A 23,555-nucleotide genomic window follows, 5' to 3' on the forward strand; every position below is an offset into this window, starting at 1 on the left:
CCTCTGTCTGTTTCAAGCCATGGACATGGAAACGACATCTCTTGGCGGTCAGCGGTCAGACCATCAGCTACCTGTTGCCGACGTTCTTCTTGATGGCCGCCCACATCCTGTGGTACTTCTCCACGATGGGCCAGCTCGAGGTCAACTTTGCGCTAGCGGGGATGGTCTTCATGTCTCTCGGTGAGGAGTCAGGTCTCACACTTCTGGAGCCTGTCCTTCTTGCAGTTGGCACCGCAGCAGCAGGTCTGGTCGGTGACTTGGCGGGTCGAAAGAGTGCATTCAGCCTGGCCGTACTGATGGTCGGTCTCCTCTCTATCTTTGGCTCTCTGTTCTACGGCATTGAGGTCTCTGGTTCGAGCGAACCAGTCGTATGGGTAAATGCTGCGGCTCTTCTGAGTGTGGAGCGCTTTATCGAGGGATTCCTGCTGGGGCTCTGTGTCCTGCTCATCTGGACCGAGCTTGGTTCGCCCAAGAACCGCGGCCGACGACTGTCATTGGTCTGGCTTCTCTTCATTGGTTACTTTGCTCTCTTCTCTGCTGTCGAGCTGGGAGCATTTGGATGGCACATTCCGTCTGCTGTGACGCAGGCCGGGCAGCAGTTTGCTGTCCTGTCCTCTCTGATTGCTCTGTACTTCAATGGGAACACTCCGGTCCTCATGGGCCGAGAGATTGAGATGGAGGAGCTATCACTCGACTTTGACGAGGACATGGTGAAGCAGACGGTTGACTCATTCATTGGAACTCATGACATCGAGTCGGTTCGAAGCCAGGTGGAGATACTTGAGACAACAAAGGAGCTCTCGGACGCTGAGATGAAGGAGATTCTGGGAGAGGACATTCACCAGCCGGGGTCTCTCAGGACAATGCCAGGAGTAGGCGCAAGGATGGAGGAGCGTCTCACCGCAGCAGGTTACTCCTCCATTGCTCAGCTGGCGGGTGAGACTCCCGCGAGGCTTGTATCCAGGGTCAAGGGTCTTGGCAATGCGCAGGCAGAGAAGATCATCCGCGCAGCCCGCGAGACTATCAAGGAGGCTGCCAGGTCATCTGAGAAGTCGTGAAATTGTCATTCCGCCGCCATCAGTCTGAATCGACGCATCCTCGTGTCATGACTCACTCGTCTTCAGTAGAGCGTCGTTGGTCTTCTCAACCTCTCTTGCTTCATCCGCCAGGCGTGCGGCAGCCCTGAGTAGCTCGTGCGCAGCAGTCGCCAACAGAGTGCATCGCTCCTTCTCCTTCTCTCGGAAGCATGCTTCGGTGGTCAACGTGGCGACCGACTCGGTCATCTGAAGTGCTGCGTACGCCTTTGCTCTGGCATACGGATTATGGAAGCCTGCGTTCTTGATACAGTCCTCCTTCGTCGTGTGAAGCTTGGGCATCTCGGGCTCCTTGCCCTGCGCCAGACTTTGCACGATTCCATCTATGGTGCGGCGCAGCAACCTCACAACGCCAGTGACGGACAGGACTCTGAGCAGGTCCGAGTTGAACAACACCATCTCCGTGGCGTCCAGTGTTTCCTTTCTGGCGCCTATCATTGGGTCCATGGGCAGTATCACAAAGCCCTGTCTCGGATGGGCTGTTGTCTTCTTTTCTCCATCTGCGTCCTTCTTCTGAAATGCCTTCAGGGAGGGCCCGTCTCCGACTGTTAGGGCTGCGATGTTCGCCTCGTGGAATCGGTCTCTTGCTAATGTGGGTCCGGGCAGGGCTGCATTGGGACTGACCAAAACGGCAAGGTCCGGTGACCATCGCAGTGCATCATCGATACTCTCTCTGCAGAACTCGGGCAGCAGCTTGGAGCCGCTCGAAAAGGCCCGCACTTCGATGTCCTTTCGCTGTGCTCTCTCGTCCAGCAGGTATTCAAGCAAGGGTGCCGCTCCTATGCACCCCATCTTCAGAACGGCCACCTTCACCTTTCGCTCGTCCATCTGGTTCACACTTGACGGCGTCGATGTGGCACGAAAAAACCATTGTGGTCGTTCAGTGCTTCTTGCGTCTGTCTATCTTGGATGCATACGAGAGTCCGGTGCCACCAAGTATGTCAACGTTCCCAAGCCGCCTCCCGCAGACTGTACATGTCAGAGCGATTCGTGGGTCCGGCGACGCCCTGCCACACTCCTGACACAGGACTTCCACATCTAGGACCGCAAGGTCTGACACTTTCATGGGCGCCTTACAGTACTGACAACACACCTCCGTGAGATCGTCAGGAATCAGAGCCTGAGTCCTGTTGCCGCAGTGTTGGCAATAGACTGCATATACCTTGTAGAGGTCCTTGCTGTCACAGCTGGGACAGGTCAAGCTTACCTCCACCTCACTGCTTCCACACTGCCTACACTGGACTCTGCGTCCGTAGGTTCTCGGAACCAGCAAGCCTGCCGCTGCAAGGTCACGCAGTGTCCGTTCATTCTCCTCGTGGTCGCTCCCAAGGTACTTTGCTGCAGCAGGATAGGTAGATGCCGCCCTGAGAATGTGACGCGGGTGCAGGGCGTCCAGTCTCCCTTCCACGAGGTCGTCAATCATCCGGCGGACCTCAGGTCTTGCAAGTAGCTCGTCATAGGTTGAGCTCCTCATGAGTCGTTTGAGCCCGTCGAAGGCGGCATGAATCTCGGTGTCCCAGTCCTCGCTGTTGAAGTCAATGTCCTTCGCCACACGGACGAGGTTTCGTTCTACAACCTGAGGGTCCTCGTCCTTGTCTAGCAAAACGCCAATGCAGTTCGGGGCCTCCATAAGCGACACTACCAGCCCTCTTCCAAGGTTTGTGTACCCAATTCTTGCCTCTTGGTTTACACCATGGCCGAGAAATACAGCAAGGGCCTCATCCCCGGTGAGCGCGAATCCGTCCGGACTTGCTCTGCCGACGAGAGGACCGAGCGTGTCGTCCCACCAGATGGCAAACATGGCTTGTGGCAAGGATAGACCCTCAATTCTGTGTTTGAAGTGCCCGTCTGTCATGCTGCGTCGGTCGTTTAATAGGATATGTCCTACAGACCACCGTTCGAGTCTGTCACCTTGATGCGACCTTGGTGGCGCAGACGCGGGGATTCGGTAGCCCCTCGCAGTCCTCATCACATGTGTATGGTCCTGCGGTCCGTCACCTGATGACTCTGAGCCCGTATCACATTGAGTCAGTCCCTCTGTGAGCATTCACACGCGCCTGTAGACCACCTTGTGAGTCGCCATCCTCACTCCAAACTTCAGACAGGGACAGACATTGAACCACCGAAGAGTATAAAACTCAAGTACTTGGCTCGACGGCTCACTCTACGTGTATGGACGTGTACCAGATGGCTCACAGGTGCATCAGTGTTGGCTTCATGGCGCTTCTGCTTTGGTTGATTGTCTCTCCAATACCCCTAGGACTTGCACCGGCTAGAAGCCTTTATGCTGAGGGGCCGAGTCTTCTCCTGTCCGCACCCACAATCGACAGCCCCCCTGACCTGACATTTGAGAACAACACTCGTGGCAAGACTATCAACTGGAATGCCACAGACCCAAGCCCAAAGAACTACACGATCTCACGGAACGGCACAACGTTTGTGTCTATGTCGTGGAGCGGAATTCCCATATCAGTGGCTCTTGACCATCTATACACGCAGAATCTTGTCACAGTACTTCCAATCACCTTCGTATTCACTTGCACTGTCTTCAACACCAAGAACGAGTCTGCCTCCGACTCTGTCAACGTGTTCATTCTGCCAGACGAGACCGCACCTGTCATCGTTGCTCCTGACAACTTCTCCTACGAGGCTGGCAGCTTCGACCACTTCATCAAGTGGAATATCACGGAGCCCAACCCAGACTTCTACAACATCACCAGAACCTCAAACGACACGACAAGCACCTTCGCAAAGATTGCCTCCGGCAGCTGGGATGGCGGCAACATAAGCATCAGGGTGGATGGTCTGAATGCCACAAGGTGGTACCTCTATTGCCTCTTTGTCAACGACACACTCGGTCACAACTCCACATCATATGTCAATGTCACAGTCTTTGCAGACGTGACTCCACCAACAGTGACGTCCCCCGATGACATTGCACTGGAGTACGGCAAGCGCGGTCTGAAACTGCAGTGGACCGTCTACGACAGCAATCCGAAGAACTACAGCATTCTGGCGTTCATTCAGTTCTTCAATGGCTCCTATGGTAACACGACTGACTCACGATACCACACTCCTCAGAACATAACTCAACCAGATTGGACACTCCACAATGCCGCTGGCGATCCACTGTGGGTCACGTTGGACTTCCTGTATGTCGGCAACTACACATTCACAATCCTGTTGTTCGACAAGTTTGCGCGTTCTACCAACGACACGGTGCAAGTCCGAGTGTATCCCGACATTCGATCGCCTGAGGTCAATGCCACTTCGGACTACTCGTACGAAGAAGGCCACACTGGCAACAAGGTAAACTGGACAATCGATGAGACCAATCCTCGCTCGTACAACATGACCCGGAATGGGACGCTATTGATGGCAGGTGCGTGGCGTGGAGAGAACTTCTCAATCTCTGCGGACCGACTGGCTGTAGGTGTGTACGTGTATAACTTGACTCTGGTAGACTTCTTCTTCCAGACCACCATTAGCATTGTCACAGTGACTGTGACGCCTGATGCTCATCCGCCTCATGTGGCGCAGGTTCGTGTCTTGCAGTCATTCAGAGACCCTGGCCTCACGAACCTCACCGTTCAGGCCTACGTTTCTGACCTCAACAACGTCAGTCAGGTGGTTGTCTACTGGGGCACCGACCCAAGCAATCCTGTCAGCAAGAACATGACTCAAGCGTGGGGCGCTCTGTACACTGCGAATCTCGGCGCATACCCCGTTGGAGTACAGGTCTGGTACCGGGTGGTGGGCTACGACAACTCCTCAGTCCGCAACAGCTTCGCCTCGGAGTGGACATACGTCACCGTCGTGAGTCATGTGGAACCTGACCCGCAGGGGCTCATTGGGGCGGCCCTTGGCTCTGTGGGGATACTCGCTCTGCTGGTGGTCTTGTCTATATACTTCAGGACAAGGACCCGCTAGCGTGTCAGGTTTCCCATCCGACGAAGCACCTCTACTGGGACACATTCGCGATTGATGTGCGTGACCTCTATTAGTTCCACGTCTGGTCTTCTCCTTACGGAGTCCAAGAAAGGATCTCGTCGCATCTGGATGGTGCCCAGTACGCGCCCTGTGCCGAGGCACTCACTCACTTCCTCGACGAACCGAGGAGAACAGAGTTCCATTCGGGCGATTTCATCTACCACTATCGTCTTCCCTGAGAGCCTAGCTCTCTTCATTGAGGGCACTGCGATGGTCTCAATGTCAGCCAGGTTGACACTGTATTTGCCGACGGTGGGCCCTCTGACCCCGGACACATGGGCGAGTAGGCCTCTAACACCAGTGAGCGTGGTGATTCCGAAGCCGACTCGGGTGCCCCTCTCACGAATCTCCTCCGAGAAGAACCCGTCTGCTCTGTGGATTCCGAGCTGCTCAACAACCCTCCTCAGGGCTGTGCTCTTCCCCACTCCCGGAGGTCCTGTGAGAAGAATGTTGGTCATTCGATGGCCTTCCTCAAGCTGGACTTCCAACATCCCATGATAGGTGTTCTGGTCTGCTGACAGGGCTCCGCCGGGCGCGGTGAGCGTGCACGCAGTGCTCCACTGACCGATCATGTGACAACGCAGCGTTTCATGCTTGGACTGTCCATTCTCAGCTGCGCAGAATGGGACACAGGAGTCCTGTCGCTCCTAGGAAGCGGTACTGGGGTTTCTCTGCAAGGTCCTGCGACATGTCTAGTCGACCTGCGTCTCTCTGTTCACGTACGGAGGCACATGAGCATCAAGCGGTGATGTCCAAGATTGATTATCTTCTGGGCAGCTGCTGCTGGCCCTTCATGTCCTGTCACTCGGTCTCGTGGGGATGCTCTGACCCAAGGAACGGGACATGAAGACGCCTGTTGGGTTCCGGTGACCAATTGCAGCCTTCGTTTCGGTCCGCAGGTGTCTGACCACAGAGATCTCCCTGCGGCAGACCATTTCGTACAGCTTCTGCACCGCTGTCACTGGGGCAAGACGAGTCATCGGTCCACGTCCCAGTGCCTAGTCGACTGCTCCGTCATATCGTCGTAGTGTGTATGTGCGCATGGCCTTCGATCTGGCCACGGTCTCAATGGTCCGCATCTCCTTCTCGTCGAGCATCTGTGCCTCTATTGACCCGGCTGCAAGAGCCCCTTGAAGAAGACACTCCCCTCTGGCGGACCTGACCAAGACCGTTGTCCATCCATCTTCGGAACCAACGCTCCCGCACGAGATGTCCGCATTCATGCAGGTGAAGTCATGGCAATAGGAGCATGATGACGCAGCGACGGGACTCAGTTCGGAGACCGGCCATTCTTGTACTCCTTCGTCTACCTGAACTTGAAACATCCCCTTTGTAATTGCCCACTTCTTGACTTGCCTGATATCAATCCCGCGCTCTTGCAGGTAGTCCATGAGACCCTTGTGGACGAACGACTCCATGCAGAAGAGCCCAATCTTGAACACACTGAACCTGGGCTCCACCTGAAGGAGGCCCGCAGGATGCGTTTCCATCTTGTGCAGTGCATCCAGGCTGCAGGAAGTGCCCACTACTGCAATGGCTCTGTGTCCTTCCTTGAATGCACGGACTGCTTGCTCGACCACTGGTATGTGCGAGTATACTGATCCCCCGGATTCTCTTGCCTCCTGGGCAGTCCTGACAGTCACAGCTCTGGGGGGCCCACCCTTCGTGTCACGTCTGGCAACCACTGCTGCATCTATTGCTGCCGTGTCGAGCAGGAAGGACAGGAACGCAGTCACTGCCCCACCATCCTGTCTGGGGCCCTCCGTCTTCGACTTCACCTTCCAAGCGCTCCGGAATGGGCCGACCAGCTCCGACCACAGAGAGTACGTACGTGGACAGACCGTATAGCAGATGCCACACGATATACACTCACCAGTCAGTGTAGGCACGTAACGACCCTGACTCACCTCCCCCGTCAGAGCATTGACCGGACAGTTGCCAACGCATGCGCCACACTCTGTGCAGACGCCGGTCTCTACTATTTCCTTGCTGAGTCTCTTAAAGGCCATACGTTTGGTACTGGTCTTCAGCCACAGCTGCGATGTTCTCAATGCGCTTTCCAGTGGTCCACTCATGTTCTCGCTGGCACCAGATGAGATGGAGCACGGCACCGGAATATAGGAGTGTCGGATGATAAGCTCGTGCCGCTGTATCGCAATGCATATCTCACTGCCAGAGGTGTTGCTCTAGGACAACAGAGGCATCTAGAGTGAACCTGACAAGAGAACAGATTGACAAGCTCATTGAGGAGAGCAGAGGCCATCGCTGTAATCCTGTGGAGTGTTGTGTGCAGCTCGTGGCAGTCGCGGACCTCCCCAGCAGGTTTGGCAACTTCCAGATATGTGGCTTTGTGAGCCCATGTGACGGAAAGGAGCATACAGCAATAGTCAAGGGCAATGTGGTGGGACAGGAGGCTGTACTCGCTCGTTTGCATTCTGAGTGCCTCACCGGCGATGTCATGGGGTCAATGAGGTGTGACTGCAGAGAACAGCTCCTCGAGTCATTGAGGCGAATCGAAGCAGAGGGCACTGGAGTCCTGTTGTATCTCCGACAGGAGGGCCGCAACATCGGTCTCACCAACAAGATTCGGGCCTATGCACTTCAGGACCAGGGTGTCGATACTATTGATGCCAACCTCTTGCTTGGCTATCGACCAGACGAGCGAGACTATGGAGTGGCCGCGCACATACTCAATTCGCTGGGAATCAAGTCGATCCGGCTTCTGACAAACAATCCGGAGAAGATTGCACAGCTCAGGGCTCACGGGATAGTAATCACCGAACGCGTGCCTCTGGTAATCCCTTCAGACGTATACAACGAACGATACATCGAGACAAAGGCCCAGCGGGCAGGACACCTCTTCGGCGACTTGGCAGACGTCCGTTCCATTGATGAGATAGACCACTTGACACACAAGTGATTGCCCCTGTGCTTGCTATTCCGCTAGCGGCCGGTCAACTGGTGCTAGGCCACTCTCAGGTCGACCCGGAATATGTTCTTGCCATCCTCCCGCACATAGTCAAGTTTCCCCTTGTATCGGACCACCAGCGTCTTGACAAGAAAGAGCCCTAATCCCAGTCGTCCTCCACTCGGGACGAATGGGTCGAAGATGGCGGACTTCACCTGCTCGGGCAGAGGTGGTCCACTGTCGGCGATAGTGACCCCCGCCCAACCGGGTGTGTCCATCATAATCTCAATCTTGATGGAGGGCTCCGGTTCCGGACTGAACGTGATGCTATTCTTCAGCAGGTTTACGAACACTTGAGGCCCAAGTTCATCAGCCAGCACGAAGATCTCGGAAGAGGGTGGATTGAAGACGAACAGGGCGCTCCTCTGCGGTTGCATCTTGGAGACCATCTCCAACGCAGAGACAATCATGTCGCAGAGTCCGACTCGCTTGGTGACTGTCTTCTCTCCGCTCTTGACCTGTGCCATCTCAGTTATCCGAGCGATGATTGTCGCTGTCCTCTCCACAAGCGACCTGATTGCTTCTTCACATTCCCGGCTGTTGCCCTCTGGCAGTTCAAGATACAGCATGATGCTCTGCAGGAGGTTACGCACCTCATGACTCCAGAGATAGAGGTAGAACTCGCTCTCATCCTTGGCGATTCTTGTCTCTCTGGTTCGTTGGAGTACTATCTCGCTGAGAGCAGTCTCTCGTTCAATCGAGAATGCGACGGTCATAGCTATCGCCACGAAGAGAAGGCCTTCGGTTCCTGCGGCCATCGCCACAAGACTGCCCAATGATGTCCCAGGTCCACTGGGTATCGTGACATAGGCTGTAGTGACCATGAGCATGGAAATCGCCATGAGGACTGCAAGGGGGAGCGGCGTTCTTCGTTTTCGGAACTCCAGCCACCATGCATAGCTGGCTGTGAGAATGAACAGGATGCAGATGCTGAGAACGAGAAAGCCCAGCGGAGTGATGCCATGCCCTCTGACTGCTAGTGCGGGAATCTCGACTGGAAGTACGGTGAGGACAATGAAGAGAATGGGCAATACTAGCAGCATTACGACGATGTAGGAGAGGTAGGCCGACCTACCGACCAGTTGCTTTCTGAAGACGAACTCGAGTGCGACACTGGCTGGCACTACAACACCTATCGTGGCGGCAATCATCTGTGACTTCGCAATCGATGTGGGAACTGGCAACAGTCTTGGACCCACCGGATAGCTCAGGGCGAAGAGGAATGAGAGAAACGCTACCAACAGCGTGGCAGTTGACAAAGCCATGTATCTTGTCTGCTTGCCTTGCGAGAACAGTGCCATCCCCAGAGTTGATATGAGTATGCAGATTGCACATGTGCCGCCGACGAGCAAGTGAAGCCACGAAGAGAAGACATATTCATCCAGTGGTATCCATGTCTCATTGTTGATGTAGAATAGCATGTACAGTATCAATGACGCAACATAGAAGAGCTTCAGACACCGCTCGGTGTCACACACGAGTCTCCTTGGCATCCTACATCCTTGGCATTACATCTCTCGCACGCCATCACTGGCTTGTCCCAATGGGATGTTGTGAGTATGTGCGTGACATGATTTAAGCAAATGTGTGCTTGCCACTGCGACCATGATAGGTCAATGAGATCAATATGCTCACTTCCGATGCTGCATGAGACGTCGTCTCATTTGACATAGATAGTCTGAGATGTGCACTCGGAGGGAGTGTGGTCACGAATCTCGTGTGGTCATGCCATGAGTCTACGGAACGACTGGAACGACGACTCTACAATAGAACAGCCATCAGGAATCCTGCATCATCTGAACCACTTGCCTGGAAGAAAAAGTAGAGAAGCCCAGTGTGGGCCTCGGGCTTCTCTGAGACGACCGGCTACTTCTTGCCTTTCCATGCAGGCATCGTTGCCATGTAGTTGTCAACTGCCTTCTCGGCGTCGGATCGCGGGATCTTCTCTCTGTCCATCCAATAAGAGATCATTTCCTCTCGAACAATGCTCCTGGGCTTCAGCGACCCATCCTCGTTGCTACAGTAGACACAGGTCGGGTTGCCCATCTTGTGACCGCCGAACTCCTCGGGTTTGGTCATGGGCATTCCACATGAGATACAGTTCTGAGTCACTTCTTCTAGACCTCACGAACACTGCTTCACGAGTGATTATAAGGTGGTATCCAAAACTATCTAATGGCGGTTCTGCAAATAGCTAGACATGGTTCCACGCGACGGAGTGAGAGATGAGATAATGCTTATCATCGATCGAACTCCGTGTCACGGGTATGAGATAAGGCGACGCCTTCAGCCACTTCTCGGTGACATCGAAATCACAAGGCTCTACCGGATTCTGAAGCAGATGGAGGAAGAGGGTCTCATTGTCTGTTCTGAAACCGAGGGTCCGCATGGTCCTTCTAGGCGAGTATACAGCAAGGGCGAGAAGGGAGAGAGGTATCTTCGGCGACTGCTCAGGGACTCCATGAGGACCATCTTCCACTTTTATGAAGCGTTCAGTGACCATATGCTGGAGAGGTCAATGCAGGACACTGTCAGGGAAGAGTTGCATCCGTGCTCAGGCAAGATACTCGTGTGCAATCTCTCACCGTATGTCAGCGTTGGCGACTCAACACTGAACCTCATCCGCGAGCGAGCTGGAGAGTCCGGGCTGTACGTGGTTGGCGACACTCTGCTGTGGGAACAGAGCGGCGTCAAATGCGGTTCTGTGAAGGGAGAGCCCTGGGACCTGTCCGTTCGGAGCAACTCCTTTGCAGAGTACTGGTTGCTTGGAACACCACCCAGGGCGATGCTTCCGGGCACTATATGTGAAGCGAAGCGCGTACTGATAGAGGACGGTGTGTTTCACCTGAATGCCGGTCTCGTCTTTCTCAACGAAGTGGTCGACGCCGGTCTGGAGTCCTTCATCAAGAACACTGCCGTAATGCTGTTTCCTGAACTGGGTGTGGTTGACGGTGAAGAGATCTGTGAGATTCTTGGGTCTCAGTTCTCGAAGCATGGGACTGTCGTGCTCAGTCCCGGTCTGGTGCAATTCTGGGCTATGAAGCACAGCGAATAGGCACCGTCGGATTACCTCCTACTGATGGTGAACAGGAGTTCAGTTGGACTCCGTCATCCGTCTGTCCCAGCGAAGGGACTGTTCTGTGTCCCGTCAGCTGCGGCGCAGGCATCTGTCAAGCACATCATCATCCGTCGTGTTCAAGATGGACCTGAGGACTGCCGCTATGTGCTGAAGGTCTTCTTCCAGTCGCCTGAGTCTTGCCTCGTACTCCTCGAGTCTTCGGGTCTGGTCCGCAGGTTGTTGTGTGGTCTTCACCTGCATGGGAACCGATGTGTCATCAGTCGTGTTATTCCTCCTCCTGCCGCTTATGATGGTCCAAGTACAGCATAAGCACATCCTCTGCATTGTCCGCCTTGACAAACACAGGGACGTTGTCTAGACCTGTCGCTATGTAGCTTGAGAGAAGCCACGAACCTGGAGGAAACTCGAGGGTCTTATCAAGGATGCTCAGGTCAATCTGGAACGAGCTGCTCACGACTGTCCTATCATATGGTCTGGGTAGCGTGCCCACGAAGAAGGTGTGAAGCTGCTGCAGGATGTTTGTGTTCACGTAGGCAATTCTCTGCGTGGCCACCGCACCTCCAAGTCCATACTTCCTTCCCTGCCTTAGCAGTCGCTCCACTGCCGCACTGCAGTGAGCCAGGTGGCCGCTGGCGTTGTTGGGAATGAACTCCTGCGCCTCGTCGAATACGAACAGAATCTGCGGCCTTATCTCAAAGGACTTCTTTCTCTGGCGCAGAGCCGCTTCGGTGAGTCTTATCACCAACTCGCGGATTATGTCCGGGTCTGCAATCGATATGCATAGCACTCTCTCTGGACCGCCCAGCATCTTCAGCATGTCCTTGACTGTCACTCCCGAGGACGCAGCCGTCCTGCTCCTTGCAATCACAGACTTCAAGGAGTCCCTCGTGGTACCCCACGCGTATAGAGTGGACTTCTCATGCACGTAGAACTTGGCCATTGCATCTTGTGCCTCGGCGTGCAGGTGGTCAACAAACTGCTCGTCTAGCTCGTCGTTCTCTCTCTTGTTCATCCTTGTCATCCAGTCGTATACTGCGTCAATGATCTCATCAATGGCCTGCACATACGTGGGTTTGGACATGTTCTCAGTTCGCATGCTGCGGGCTTCTTCTATGATCGAGTTGTAGGTCGGCACATCGGTAAGTGGCCTGTTGAAGTAGGTGACAACACCTCGTCTGAAGATGTCCTCCAGAATGCCGTTGGCGGCAGGATTGTCCTCAAAGTCTCTTGGCTTCACAATGGACTTTGCGAAACGCGCTCCATCCGATGGGTCTTCCTCGAGGACTATCTTCGACTTGATCTTCGAGTCCATGAAGACATCCGACAGAAGGAAGGGGTACTCGCAAGAGATGTCGAAGAGCACGACCTTTGTATCCTTGGTGTGGTACAGGATGCGTCGGATAAGATTCGAGACAAGGTTACTCTTCCCTCCGCCGGTGAATGAGAACACTCCAAAGTGGTACCTGACAAGCTTGTAGATGTCCACGTAGATTGGTATCTGCTCATCAGACTCGGTGAACATCCTCAACACTCCGACTCTCGGGTCTTTCCTCGGGTCTGGAGACGTGAAATCCTTGTCGAATCCGATTGCCTTCTTGACCCGGTCATTGTATATCAGGTTGACGAGGTCCGAGTGGATTACTTGAACCTTTGAGCCCACGAGCGGGTAGGAGAACCCCTTCCTGAATTCGATGTTGCCATGTTCGTCAAGTATCAGGTCGTAGTTGATAGGTATTGCATCGAGCTGTATCATCATTGTGGACTGGTCATCAGTGGACCAGTCAGTGACCGCTTGCTCAATTATCTCAAGCTGAAGAGGAAAGTAGTGATTGTCACTCACGCCGCCCAGCCCGTAGTGAAGCGGCCAGACCTTCGATACCACCATGACAGTATACCGTTTGATCCTGCTATTGACCGACTTCTTCGAAAAACTCCTGAAGTTCTCTACTGCGAGCAGCATGCCCTCCTCAAGTTGAGCCATGAGTTCCTTGTCATAGCGAACTTTGACCCGGCAGTCGTATCTGGCTGCCGACCCTGCCCACTCGGATGTGTAGGTCGCCGCAACGGGTATTACTTTGGCGAGGACGCCATCGAAGGCTCCATCAAAGTCGGTAAAGAGTGTGATCTTACTCCGTCGTCCGCCTTGTCTGTTCATATTCTGCACGCCTCTCTCTGAATGTACTGAGGTAGAACAAGAAGTCTCGAAGCTCTGGCTTCCTTGAAAGCCAGACACCTGTGCTCTCCACCACTCGCTTGAACTCCCCGTAGTAGAACTTGGCCACCTTGTCTGCAATGTACAGCGGCTTCAGGTGACCGAACAGTTCAGGAATGCTTGCACTGGTCATGCTCTTGAAGACTGTAACGATGAACTCCTGCATCGCGTTCTCTGCCCTGTCGTAGAGTACAACACGCACGTCTTCCGGGTCTTCAGGCTTGTTTCCATAGTCGTGTTTCAGTACGAATGTTGTGCTCTCCTGGTCGTCAATGCCGGGATGCACCAGTCTGTCATAGAGCAGGACATTGCTACGAAGATTCGGTTCGGAACCCGCCTCGGAGAGCTGGAAGTACGACTTCACAAAGGTCGAGTTCAAAGAGACCTGGTTCCTACGCGCGCCTGATATCAGTCCGCTCACTCCGTTGAAGTGCGGGACTGTGGTCTTGAATGCAGTGTCATACTCCATCACTGCCCACGGGACAGGCAATTTGGTCCTCTCTCTCAGTGACACCCACTGAAGTATCATCCTGTCCGTGTCTGGAGTGTCAGCTCCCACGTCTTCAAAGGAGCCTTGGAACCTGTTGGTATAGTTCAGTACGGGTAACAACTGGCGCTTCATGTCCCGGGCTGAAGTGTCCTTGGCTATTCCAACGAGTAGCACGCGGTTCTTCCAGCACATCCTCATGGTCATATACAGGAACATCAGGGACATGAACGCTAGGTCGTTCGTGGTGATCCATCTGCCGTCGATCTTGAACCGTGTCTCGTAGTCCACTGACGGGTCCTCTGAGAACATCCTCTCTGCTACCTGAAGGACAAGTCTCTCTGTCCGCTCCACAACATCCTTGAACTGAGGGACGATTGAGAAGTGCTCTCCCTTTCTTGTGATGATCCTCTTTACGGGATCTCTGTTGCTCATCCCCCGTTCCAAGTCCTTGTCTAGCTTGTACTTCTGTTCTTCGCTCTTGAGGGACAACCGGTCCAGAATCTCCTGTCTGGTCATCGCGCGGGTTGACATCAGTTCCATTATCACGCGCGGCAGGAGGTACTCGCCTCTGGGTGGTGGAGTGCCAAGCACGGGATTGCCGAAGAGCTGTCTTGCATAGACCCAGTCCGTGGCCGTGAACGTCTGTCCATCCACCTTGGCACCTATCAGACCTGCTTCGGAAGTTAGATCCATTCGATACTCCGAGGTCTCTGCGTAGTATGAGGACAGTTCCGATGAACATACTCTGTCCATCAGAAGGATGTCAACGGGGCTGTTTCCACTGACCAGTCTGTAGGCCAGGTAGAACTCCGCCAGTCCCATAAGATAGTCAGCAAACGCGGAGTTGTCAACAATCCACTGGTCGTGATAGGACACGGTTGGGTCCTGAGTCCCAGTCTCGTCCCGACCCAGAATTGTCTGGTCTACTTGGGGCACCTCGTTCACATAGATTGGCAAGACGCTGGATACACCATAGCCGCAGTCATTGAACTCGTCATCGTACGTCACACAGACTCTGCCGTCGCTGGCGACTGACACGTTGCCCTTCGAGAAATACGCACCTGCAAAGAAGACCACCAGGTCGAACACGGGTTCTTTGTAGATGGTGCCGTCCACAGCGGCGAACTTCAGCTCTCGCTTTCTGAAGAAGGAGTCTACAAGCGATAGTGAGACCTTGCCATTTGTGTAGCTTCTGAGGATCTTCCCAAGGAATCTATCATAGACTCCTTCCAGGCTGTCTGCTCTGCTCCTGTAGCTTGAGACCTGCTTCGAGGCACCTTTGAGCAAGAGCTCTCCCGCCTGTTTGAGACGCTTTACTATTGTCGAGCTCTCCTCACTCAAGACGTGAAGTCACCAGCCTCCACATGTCATCTACTTGAATCTACAAAAGCCCAAACATAATAACGTTCCTCGCGTTGACCGAGCTATGGCATTATCAGTCACGGGTGTCCTTCAGTAGCTCCTGGTCTTCGCACTCTGAGGGCTGCGACTACACCGGTGACCGTGAGGATGTTCAGGACTCCGGAGAGACCGTATAGATACCGATAGCTGCCGCTTGCCATGTACACAGCCTGGCCCACCACAGGAGCAAGCAGGTTGGTGGATGACATGAGAAGCTGGAAAGTGCCAAGTGCCCGTCCCTGCCGCTCCCTTCCCACCCCCTCCACTATGAGGCTTCTCTCAGCCCCTATCCAGAGCATCAGTGGGAACGCCCAGAAGACGTTGAGGAGCAACATTGCCAACCAACCCGATCCATAGCTGAAGAGGAGATACACCACTCCGTTCAAGACGACGGCCGCCAAGAGTGCCCGAGACTTGTTCCGGTCTGCGATGCCGCTGGCAGAGTGCATGACAACCACACTTGTTAGAGAGAATGCACTCCAAGTCGCTCCATAGACCGCATCGCTTACGGCCCACTCGTTGACACAGAGCGGACCGAGGTACTGTATTGCCATCCCAAAGGTGAAATAGAAGGGCATCATGCCGGCGACCAGAACCCAGAAGTTGAAGCCTAGACCCCGAATCGACACGACCCCTGCCTGCTTCGCCTCCGTGCGAATCTCCACCGAGAGTGACTCCTTGATGACCAGAGGTGTGGCAGCCATGGCTACCATGGCGCCGACCGCTCCGAACAGCATGAGGTAGACTGGGTCAAGACCGAGAGTGATGAGGACCCCTGCCGTCACCGGACACACTCCGTCGACAAAGAACGCTGGCATCAAGACCATAGTGAACTTGCGTGCTGGGTTGATGCTCTTCTCTGCCGCAATGATATCTGCAGGCATGGCACGCGATATGATGAGTATGAAGCTCCAGCCAAGACTGATCAGCGCATAGGCAAAGGGAAGCCAGGGCCAAACCGGAATGGCGAAGGTCAGGACCAGACCGAGTATCATTGGCACGAAGGCAACGGTCATTGTCTTCCGTCTGCCGATGACATCCGATATCATGCCCGACGCGAGATAGCCGATAAGAGCTGCCATTGTGCCTGCGACAAAGGTGAGGCTCATCTGGTACTCGCCTGTCAGAATCGGCTCGATGAATATGGCGTACCGCCAGGTCCAGATGCTCATTGCGAACTGGGCCATCCCGATCACAATCGCGAGCCGCCACAGGTTCGGAGTCAAGCCGAGTCGCTCCCTTTCTCCTGTTACAGGCTCGATGCGCGTGTCGGGGGAGGTCATTTCAGTACTCACACCTTGCCGTGGCCAGCATCGCATCTGACGTGCTTAATACGATGCCTGTATGTACGAATGCTAGCCACAAGTCTTAAAGTGCAAATGTCCCCTGAAGGCGACACGTTGCAGCTGCCAGTGGTGCTGTTCCAATGCCAATAGTACTTGAGGATGCAGACCTCAATCTCAACCGCGCAGTCACGTTTGAGTGGCTCTACACCAATGGACTGGGCGGTTACGCATCCTCAACAATCGTTGGCCTGAATACGCGTGGATATCATGGTATTCTTGCCTGCTCACTCAGCCCGCCAGTCGACAGATGGGTCACCGTGTCACGTCTTGACGAGGTGGTGGTGACCTCTCAGGGCGAGTGCAACCTGAGCACCGAGCAGACGACCAAAGGTGTTACGCACCGGGGCTATCGGCAGCTGAGGGGCTTCATGATGAACCCACTACCTCAGATGACCTACGGTACCGATTGCTTGACGATGCACAAGACCGTCTTCATGGCATACCGAAGGAACATCACAGTGGTGAACTATGAGTTGTCCACAACTGAGGAGACCGTCTTTACTGTCACTCCATTGCACACAAACAGGCCCCTCCATGCAAGGCCTCCCACCCTTGACTTCACGCCCGAGTACGAGACCATCAATGAACACTCCTATCTTGCCTTCGATGAGAGGCGCAACTCGCCATGGACCATTGTCTACACTCCCGACGCGGAGTTCATGTCCTCGGAGATTCGTGTCACCGAACCACAGGTGTACCGTGAGGACCAAGCTGAAGGATTGCCTTGTATCGAACAGCTATGGATTCCGGGCGTCTTTCACACCATACTGAAGCCCGGTTCTCACTACATCTCGTTTCTGTTTGCTGCGGGTCCCGGCAAGAAGGAGTTGCTGGGAAGTCTGGGCACACTGACTAACGCGACAGTGAAAGACTTTGCAAAGCTGCGCTTTGATGAGTTGCGGCGGCGAAAGGTGCTGAACGACAGGGCGTTCTCTCTCACTGAGAAGCCCCGAGACGAGGACATGGAGTGGCTGGTGTTCAATGCTGACTCGTTCATAGTGGACCGAGCAACATCGAAGGCACGCTCTGTGATTGCAGGGTACCACAGTCTGAAGGACATCGGTCTTGATGCCATGCTGTCACTGACCGGTCTCACCTTGTCCGTCGGTCGATTTCAGGATGCCCGCGAGATACTGACCACCTATGCTCGGCACTCTCGGTATGGTCTTGTTGCCAACGACTTTCCAGAGCGAGGCATTCAACCGGAGTATGACAGCGTTGACGCATCACTGTGGTACATCCTCGCTTTGAGGAACTACGTTCGTGCTACGAGCGATACGGAGTTCCTGTCGGGTCTCATATGGGAGACTGTTGAGTCAATCATCTCCGCCTTCAGACTGGGAACCAAATTCAACATTCACGAGGACCACGATGGGTTGATCTGGTCTGGAATCGAGGGCATCGAGGTCTCATGGATGAACGAGCGCATCTAGGGGTGGGTTGCGACACCGAGGGTCGGGAAGTGCGTCGAGGTCAATGCCCTCTGGTACAATTCACTCATGGCGATCGGCGAGATGCTTGAGGCTCGTGGCTCTGACCCGTACGAATACACTGCGGTCGCCTCGTGGATTCGTGAATCGTTCAACCAAGTGTTCTGGAACCCGGACCTGCAGTGTCTCTACGATGTGGTGACCGACGAAGCGAAGGATGACTCTATTCGTCCAAACCAGATTCTCGCTGTCGGCCTTCCCTTTGAGCTCTTGGACAAGGACAGGGCGAAAGCGGTACTCAAGGTGGTGACGGACGAACTGCTCACTCCTTACGGACTGAGGACCCTCTCGCCCAAGGACCGGAGGTTCGCGCGGGCAGTGACAGGCGGTCCTCGGGCACGGGCAGGAGCTGTTCACCAGGGAGCAGTACATCCGTGGTTGATTGGGCCCTATGTCTCAGCGTACTTGAATGTGCACGGGCGGACTGAAGAGAATCGGGCGTACGCGAAGGAACACTTCTTCCGTCCGGTCCTCAACACCATACGAAGCGGATGCCTTGGCACAATCTCTGACATGTTTGATGGAAGTAAGCCTCATCGAGACCGAGGCTGCGTGTCCAGAGCACGAAGTGTCGCAGAGCTCCTCAGGCTGTACTTTGAGGAGCTGTGACGCTTACGGTTGTCGGGGGTGCACACACGAACAAGAATGACATCGATGATGACCACAACGCGAGTCACTGAGCGGTGGGACGTGAGAGAATGAGTCTGCCAAGAGAAGTGCACTGTGTACCGCTCCCAACAGGACTGCCAGTTGGCCCTGTCAATGCCTACTTGATTGATGGCGATCCAATCACCCTTGTGGACACCGGTCTCAAGAGCGATGAGTCATGGCAAGCTCTCCAGCATCACTTGGCACAGACTGGACATACTGTTGCGGACGTGCGACAGATTCTCATCACGCATGGCCATGTAGACCATGCCGGTCAAGCCGCAAGGATTGTGGCCGCCCAGAAGACAGAGGGACTGACGCCCGCGCAGGTATACATTCACACGGGTGACCTTGAACGAGTCTCAGATTACGATGCGTACATGGAAGCGAGGGCCGACGCGTATGTGAGGGTTGCTAGAGAGTCGGGCGTGTCACAGAGTGGTCTCATGCTGCCATCCCCATCCATGATCATCCGATACTTCCGCGGCATGGGGGAGTCTCTGGAGAGTGTGGTCGGCATCAATGACGGGACGTCCTTCAACACAGGGATTGGGCCCTTGGAGGCCGTATGGACTCCGGGTCACTCGTTTGGGTCAACATGCTATGTCAGCCGCGAACACGGTCTGCTCTTCAGTGGGGACCATGTCTTGTCGGACATCAGCTCGAATCCAAGCATTGACTTTGACTCATTTCAGGACATCGCAATGCTCGTGTACCTGCGTTCGCTTGAGCGGCTTCGTGAGTTCGACGGCTACACGGTCCTGCCGGGACACCGTGACATCATACGTCGGCTTGTCTCACGAATAGACGAGCTCATCGACGACTATGAACGCAAGTTTGACCAGGCAAGACAAGCACTCCGACCAACCCCACTGAGTGTCTATCAGATGTCACGAGTGCTGTATGGCGACTACGGATTCGGACAGATGATACTTGCTCTGGCCGAGACAAATGACATCCTGAAGGTGCTTGAGCGCAGAGGTCAGGCACGGCTCGAAGTCAAGTCCGGCGTGCTGACAGCAAGACTCCCAGACACTGTATGATACATCCAGCTCCTTATTATATACTAGGGTCTAATGATACCTTGCAGTCCAATGGTCCATTTCCATCAGAGAACATGAGGTATCCCTTTGATGGACATTAACCCAGAGCATCCTTCACGCCCGAACACCTTGCCGGTAATCGTGCACTTACAGAGTGGTACAGAGAGTGATGTACAGCCCGGTGAGGCTTGGGTGGCTGGCTTGCTCAATGTGAGGTAACAGACATGAGAAAAGCAGACACACTGACAATAGTGGCACTCCTAGTGACCAGCGTGGCCACCGGTGCCCTAATGGTAAGTGCCCAGTCATCGGAGCCCTTCGTGACGGTCGGTTGGCGGGAAGTGAACCAGTTCACGGAGTTCGAACACACCAATGAGAACTCACAGTGGATCTTTGGTCCACAACCAGTCACAGTGGCCTACTACGAGGCCAACAACACCGACATCAGTCAGAACAAGTATCGGCTTGAGGTGGGCACTGAGTTCATAGTGAACATAACAATCCCGAAGAGCTTCCTTGGTCCGGATGTCGGACTTGAAGCGGTCGTGTTCTGGGGGAAGGGAGTGCTCCCAAGGTCTCCTGTCTTTGCAGTGAGCTACAATGTCACAGCTGACAAGTGGGAGTCATTCGCTTTCCGATACACGCCAGGGTCGGAAGAGCCGGTCGCTAGCGACTTCATGCATCTGGATGTTGCAGAGTCGAGTTACGGAGAGGGAGTGCAGGACCACCAGGTCAGCTTCCACATCACGTATTCGTTGAGCGTAGGTCCGCGTATCCTGATGACCGGGATGCAGGCCGTCGACACACTCAATCGGCCCTCGTCACCGTCTTGGCTGGCTGCAGTGGGTCGGGGTTTCGAGACACCCCCGCTCGGACTTGAGACCGATGTCGACCCTCGTTCATTTGGTCTCACAGAGTACTACTACGCTGAGGTCACTGATCTGTCCGGCAACCTCCTGCATCACGTCGGCTTCTGGGATGAGTTCGTCTTCCACATTCGAGCGAACGTCGAGTTTGGCGAGGTGGTGATCCCGTTCTCATACATCACGATGAATGAGTCGTACTTCCGCGACTACATTATTCACTTGCCGGTCAATCCCTACAGCCTAAGCACATCGTGGACAACCCTCACTGAGCTACCGCCTTTCCTCGTCTTCATCTACGATGGCGGAGTCCCGGAGGTTGCAGCTGGCTTCCTGGACAATGTCAGCTGGCACTGGAGCATTGACGCTCAGATGTGGTATCCATCCTTTGACATTCTGATCAACGAGACGATAGACATCAGCGACTACTACGTCCTCACCGGAACGGAGGTCCTGAACGGCGGGGCGTCTGTGTCGTGGACCGGCTGCTACACTGACAAGACCGACATGAACCCAGATCCACTTTCCGTCGGTGCAACAATCCGACCAGACCCGTTCTTCTGGAGGGTTGAGGACATGAAGGACCAAGCACTTGTGCCACGGCCTGAGATAGTCTCCCACAGCACTGTGCTCCTTGCTTTCATGGACCGTTTCATCGAAGGCTATGTGAAGCGTGATGGAGTCATTGTACACCGGGTCGAGCAGGGCGACATCCTGAATGTGACTCTCGAGATCTATGGTCCTGGTGCTTTGATCAACGGTACGACCTACATTCCTTTCAACATGACACACTCAGGTTATGACTGGGCGGGACTCTATGTACACATCAGACGTGACAACGTCACGCTATGGGTCGAGGGCCAGTCCCGAGGTGAGAATGCCACTCATTACTGGTTGAAGCTGTACCACTACAACATGACTCTGTTCTACGAGAGCCAGACTTTCGATTCCTCAGTGTCTGTCACCACGATAACATACGACAAGGCAACACACGGTGAGGTTGCGTGGACCACAGAGTATCACAACGACTGGCTAACCCTTCATGATGCAGGACTTGTGGTAGGAGCCCAGCACTCGACTGCTTGGTTCGTCCTCACCTTTGAAGACGAGGCTCCCGATATGGTCTTTTCAAGTGCCCATCTGATCTCCGGTTTCCATGCGCTTGGTCAGTGGAATGTGTCCTTGGAGGGTCAGAACAACTGGGTCTTGTATCCTGTCATCGGCCCAAGCTACAACTGGGACGACAACAGTTCATCGGTGGTCGAGACACTAGATGGCAGAGTGCTATGGACTCCCAACCGGTTCATACTGGGTGGTCTCGACCCATGGGAGCCTGAGGCATGGACTGTCACTGATGACGGTGCAATCGACCTTGATGGCAATGAGTTCACGACTGAAGACCAGTACTTCGTCATGCGCACGGGCTACTGGAAGGACTGGGGCAACACGAGCGTCGAGGGAATGATCGTGTCATACGTTCTCGATCCATCTCCGGGCAACAACGGCGATGAGTATCATGCGTCCAACTGGATGGGCGTTGTCGAGATGACAATCGAGTTCGAGGCCAATGAGACCTTCCACTGGTATCATGCCTCCGACTTCACCCCCGTGAACAACTCGGAACTCGCATCCATTCGCACCTTGATGTGGGCAAATGAGACGGCCGGTATACCGAATCCGGGATATCGGTATGTCGCCTGGACAACCACCAGCAGAGTCCTCGATCTGACTCCCCTCACTGGTCTGGACAGCAATGTCTGGACAAACACATGGTTCGCGTGGGGGACTGAGCAGACGTACCGTGTTGCGATATCAGAGACCTCAACCACATGGGCGATGTTCAGAGCCAAATACGCAGGACTGTTGCTCTTCAACGACACTCTTGAGGACGGCGCAGACAGCGCACCTGACTTTGCCATAGTGGACGGGCATGTCGTGACAGAAGAGGTAACACATCTTGTCCTCATCGACTCAGTGGACTCCATTGTCCTTCGCAAGCCGTTTGGTGCGACAAACCAGACCGGCTTGGTGCAAGTGACTCCTGACACACCGGTCGAATTCGGCATCTCCATTGTGGGTGTCAACGTCACAATCTATCCGCTCAGAGTCGAGCACTCTGAAGGCCTTCGAGGAGCATGGGACTTTAGAGAGTCGTTTGAAGGAGCACTCGGTCTCAATCCGGAGCTCTTCGACTATGCCGTGACGCATGCCAGGGTGACACAGATGTCCTTTGACATTCGCTTCACCACGGACATGGTCCAGTACGACCCTGATGACCCGACCAGGTGGAACCATGCTGTATCCTGCAAGATAGACCAGACCTTCGGGAACTGGACTCTTGAGGAGTTCGACAACTCAGTACTTGAGGACCGCAGTCTGGCTGTGAACTTCTTCGGGGTGCTCGCCACAGGTACAAGGTCACAGTACACTGCTAACGGAACGGTCGTGACGGACCCGAACAGCGCCAGCCTGAATGCGTCCTACTACACATTTGGTGCCGCTGACATGCCGTACGCGGAAGTCAGGATGGGTGGACTGCCATACACATACGGCGGCGACGGTCATACCACTGTCTATACATCGGGCTCCTCCACCGCGCCAATCGGTGCCTTCAGCCTGATGTACGAGTCCTCCTCAGGTAGCACTGTGACCGACTGGACCATAGAGGCCTCGATGCTCTTCATGACTGCCGGTTACGAGCACTGGGGCGGCCACGAGATTCTGTGCGACCCCGTGTTCATATCGTATCCGAGCGCCATGCAGACAAGCTACACAACCACCACTGGTGGGACAACTACTGGTACTACGGGTGGAAACGGTGCTGTCATTCTGGTAGCAGCGATTGCTATCATCGTGGTCCTTGGCTGCGCAGCAGTCCGCAGGAAACACTAGTCTGAATGAGAGGGTGCTTCGGCATCCTCTCCTCTCTTT

General features: G+C 54.5%; 17 protein-coding genes and 1 pseudogene. 8 read left to right on the top strand and 10 right to left on the bottom strand.

The window, feature by feature from the left end; genetic code table 11:
• Positions 1–41 precede the first annotated feature (41 nt).
• A complete protein-coding gene (locus HXY34_07495; protein ID NWF95974.1) occupies positions 42–1,058 on the top strand; it encodes a helix-hairpin-helix domain-containing protein in 1,017 nt (338 codons plus the stop codon).
• 45 nt (positions 1,059–1,103) lie between these two features.
• Here the strand turns inward: HXY34_07495 and HXY34_07500 are convergent, their stop codons facing one another.
• Together HXY34_07500 and HXY34_07505 are read right to left on the bottom strand one after the other, a co-directional pair.
• On the bottom strand, positions 1,104–1,922 hold the full coding sequence (locus HXY34_07500) for a F420-dependent methylenetetrahydromethanopterin dehydrogenase (protein NWF95975.1): 819 nt from the start codon (positions 1,920–1,922) through the stop codon (positions 1,104–1,106).
• A 52-nt stretch (positions 1,923–1,974) separates the two neighbouring features.
• A complete protein-coding gene (locus HXY34_07505) occupies positions 1,975–2,907 on the bottom strand; it encodes a hypothetical protein (GenBank protein ID NWF95976.1) in 933 nt (310 codons plus the stop codon).
• Positions 2,908–3,311: 404 nt separating this feature from the next.
• Here HXY34_07505 and HXY34_07510 point away from each other — a divergent pair, with 404 nt between their 5' ends.
• On the top strand, positions 3,312–5,024 hold the full coding sequence (locus HXY34_07510; protein ID NWF95977.1) for a hypothetical protein: 1,713 nt from the start codon (positions 3,312–3,314) through the stop codon (positions 5,022–5,024).
• On the opposite strand, the gene HXY34_07515 is transcribed toward HXY34_07510, so the two are convergent.
• On the bottom strand, positions 5,021–5,656 hold the full coding sequence (locus HXY34_07515; GenBank protein ID NWF95978.1) for an AAA family ATPase: 636 nt from the start codon (positions 5,654–5,656) through the stop codon (positions 5,021–5,023). The genes HXY34_07510 and HXY34_07515 overlap by 4 nt on opposite strands.
• 426 nt (positions 5,657–6,082) lie before the next feature.
• Positions 6,083–7,159, bottom strand: a complete 1,077-nt coding sequence (locus tag HXY34_07520; protein NWF95979.1) for a Coenzyme F420 hydrogenase/dehydrogenase, beta subunit C-terminal domain — start codon at positions 7,157–7,159, stop codon at positions 6,083–6,085.
• A gap of 212 nt (positions 7,160–7,371) precedes the next feature.
• Here HXY34_07520 and ribA point away from each other — a divergent pair, with 212 nt between their 5' ends.
• Positions 7,372–8,004, top strand: coding sequence for a GTP cyclohydrolase II (gene ribA / locus HXY34_07525; GenBank protein ID NWF95980.1), 633 nt, complete (start codon positions 7,372–7,374; stop codon positions 8,002–8,004).
• Between the two features lie 44 nt (positions 8,005–8,048).
• On the opposite strand, the gene HXY34_07530 is transcribed toward ribA, so the two are convergent.
• Positions 8,049–9,545 carry a hypothetical protein gene (locus tag HXY34_07530; GenBank protein ID NWF95981.1) on the bottom strand — a complete coding sequence of 499 codons (1,497 nt, stop codon included), beginning with the start codon at positions 9,543–9,545 and terminating at the stop codon, positions 8,049–8,051.
• A 373-nt stretch (positions 9,546–9,918) separates the two neighbouring features.
• Positions 9,919–10,131: a hypothetical protein gene (locus tag HXY34_07535; protein NWF95982.1), complete on the bottom strand. Its 213-nt coding sequence runs from the start codon at positions 10,129–10,131 to the stop codon at positions 9,919–9,921.
• A 154-nt stretch (positions 10,132–10,285) separates the two neighbouring features.
• Here HXY34_07535 and HXY34_07540 point away from each other — a divergent pair, with 154 nt between their 5' ends.
• Positions 10,286–11,107 carry a PadR family transcriptional regulator gene (locus tag HXY34_07540; GenBank protein NWF95983.1) on the top strand — a complete coding sequence of 274 codons (822 nt, stop codon included), beginning with the start codon at positions 10,286–10,288 and terminating at the stop codon, positions 11,105–11,107.
• A gap of 93 nt (positions 11,108–11,200) precedes the next feature.
• Here the strand turns inward: HXY34_07540 and HXY34_07545 are convergent, their stop codons facing one another.
• The 4 genes from HXY34_07545 to HXY34_07560 all read right to left on the bottom strand — a co-directional run bounded on the left by HXY34_07545 (position 11,201) and on the right by HXY34_07560 (position 16,517).
• Positions 11,201–11,371, bottom strand: coding sequence for a hypothetical protein (locus HXY34_07545; protein ID NWF95984.1), 171 nt, complete (start codon positions 11,369–11,371; stop codon positions 11,201–11,203).
• A gap of 25 nt (positions 11,372–11,396) precedes the next feature.
• Positions 11,397–13,286: an ATP-binding protein gene (locus HXY34_07550; protein NWF95985.1), complete on the bottom strand. Its 1,890-nt coding sequence runs from the start codon at positions 13,284–13,286 to the stop codon at positions 11,397–11,399.
• Positions 13,258–15,174 (bottom strand): hypothetical protein, encoded by a 1,917-nt coding sequence (locus tag HXY34_07555; protein NWF95986.1) that lies wholly within the window; start codon positions 15,172–15,174, stop codon positions 13,258–13,260. Before HXY34_07555 ends, HXY34_07550 begins: the two co-directional genes overlap by 29 nt.
• A 98-nt stretch (positions 15,175–15,272) precedes the next feature.
• The gene (locus HXY34_07560; protein ID NWF95987.1) at positions 15,273–16,517 is read right to left on the bottom strand and encodes a hypothetical protein; all 1,245 of its coding nucleotides are present in this window, start codon (positions 16,515–16,517) and stop codon (positions 15,273–15,275) included.
• Positions 16,518–16,660: 143 nt separating this feature from the next.
• Here HXY34_07560 and HXY34_07565 point away from each other — a divergent pair, with 143 nt between their 5' ends.
• The 4 genes and pseudogenes from HXY34_07565 (at position 16,661) to HXY34_07580 (ending at position 23,516) form a co-directional block, all read left to right on the top strand.
• The gene (locus HXY34_07565) at positions 16,661–18,013 is read left to right on the top strand and encodes a glycogen debranching enzyme N-terminal domain-containing protein (protein ID NWF95988.1); all 1,353 of its coding nucleotides are present in this window, start codon (positions 16,661–16,663) and stop codon (positions 18,011–18,013) included.
• Between the two features lie 3 nt (positions 18,014–18,016).
• A pseudogene (locus tag HXY34_07570) lies at positions 18,017–18,679 on the top strand (glycogen debranching protein).
• 89 nt (positions 18,680–18,768) lie between these two features.
• Positions 18,769–19,761: an MBL fold metallo-hydrolase gene (locus HXY34_07575; protein ID NWF95989.1), complete on the top strand. Its 993-nt coding sequence runs from the start codon at positions 18,769–18,771 to the stop codon at positions 19,759–19,761.
• 224 nt (positions 19,762–19,985) lie between these two features.
• On the top strand, positions 19,986–23,516 hold the full coding sequence (locus tag HXY34_07580) for a hypothetical protein (protein ID NWF95990.1): 3,531 nt from the start codon (positions 19,986–19,988) through the stop codon (positions 23,514–23,516).
• Positions 23,517–23,555: the final 39 nt, after the last annotated feature.

The sequence above is a fragment of the Candidatus Thorarchaeota archaeon genome (assembly GCA_013388835.1).
In the GTDB taxonomy this organism is placed as follows: domain Archaea; phylum Asgardarchaeota; class Thorarchaeia; order Thorarchaeales; family Thorarchaeaceae; genus JACAEL01.